This window comes from Ruegeria sp. TASC047 (assembly GCF_059612445.1).
Genome location: NZ_JBXWQP010000035.1, coordinates 1 through 1414, shown reverse-complemented (window position 1 = coordinate 1414; position 1414 = coordinate 1). Strand labels below are relative to the sequence as shown.

General features: G+C 50.6%; 1 protein-coding gene. It reads right to left on the bottom strand.

Annotated features, from left to right (window positions below):
* Positions 1–153: 153 nt before the first annotated feature.
* On the bottom strand, positions 154–1224 hold the full coding sequence (locus AC2FLO_RS14235) for an alpha/beta hydrolase (protein WP_496755292.1): 1071 nt from the start codon (positions 1222–1224) through the stop codon (positions 154–156).
* Positions 1225–1414 lie beyond the last annotated feature (190 nt).

Sequence of the window (1414 nt, the reverse complement as noted above, 5' to 3'; positions counted from 1 at the left end):
ATTGATGAAGTGGCTGACCGTTGGCGCAGAAGCGGACGTTCGAGCGGACAACGGCGAAGGACCGTATCGAGCCCAAATTGACGTTTTCTGCGTCACGAGCGAACTGGCGCAAACTGCGGTAAGCGGACATTGCTCGCCGAACAAAAGCAACAGCTATTCGAATGCTATTTGAATAGGGATTGATCCAATAACCTCGCCTAACTGCGTTGCTCGTTGGCTTCTGTTAAATCGACTGTTGTTGTTGAGGCCATTGCCTATCAACTGTACAATATCGGGTGATCCGGCAAACTTGGAGTGGCTTCCAGAACTAGAATTCTGGATCTTTGAAAGGTCAATGGCAATAACTCCAAGCTCTGCAAGCTCGTCTATGTTGGACGCACCGACACGAGGAACGCCACCGGCAATGAGACGAGACACGTTCAAAGCGCTGTCGTCTTCGGACAATAGAACATAGAAACGGTCGAACTTCGTATTGATCTGTTTCAGTTGAGAGCGGAAGAGATCCATGTCGATATCGGGCGAAGCCAACATGATAGTCTGAATACGTCCAGAAGCGTTGAATCTGCCCGTCTGCACCGCGTCTTTTATTGCTTCCATAGTCAGGAAAGCTCCCATGGAATGCGCAAAGATATCATATCCTTCTGCATTGGTGCGCTCCATGATCTGACTGATTTCGGGAAGAGTTGGGCGAGCGATCAGGGCACTGTTTAAATCGTAGACATATCGGGTCAGGCTTGCGGCCGATGCCCAATCGAAAAGAACGGGGACACCCTGAAATCCACTGTCTTCCACAAACTGCGCCAGCCTGAGAACAGCATCACTCGTAGTATTGTTGTATCCGTGTACAAAAAAGAGAATGTCCCTTTGGCCTCTTGGAATTTTGCTCAGTTCCCGGTTGACGGACGCAATGAAGGCCTCATCGTTTTGGTAGATGGTTGGGTCAACAATTGCGAACTCTATCCTTGGGTCTGGAGGCAGTTTTTTAGGTCGCTCCAACTCGCCAACAACATGCGTGGGTGGAATCGAAACCTGCACCGATGCCAAACCCAGATCAGGCGCGCGCCGACCTGAGTAAAGTGCGCCGACCGTTTCGGTGGCCTCCCGCGTTGTCATTAAGAATATCTTGTGCTTGGTTGCCGTTTCAACGGACGCAACCGGCACTTTTGGATTATCCACTCCGATGAGTTCCGGCGGCGCCGAGCAAGAAGCTAGAAACAAAGCCATGACCAAGCAACACATGCAGCGAAACAGAGAAAACCATCCATTCATACGCTGAGCCTCCCAATGAGATACAGCGTATCCCGATTGCCCCGAACAGTCACCAGATTGTCAACATTTTAGGGTCAGGACCCATTGATTTCTGCGGGGTTGCGTGATTCACGGTTCGAAAAACGAGCGGTGAACATGGCTGATC

Coding starts and splice junctions, on each gene's coding strand:
- AC2FLO_RS14235 (WP_496755292.1), bottom strand. CDS start 1,224: ATGGCTTTGTTTCTAGCTTCTTGCTCGGCGCCGCCGGAACTCATCGGA.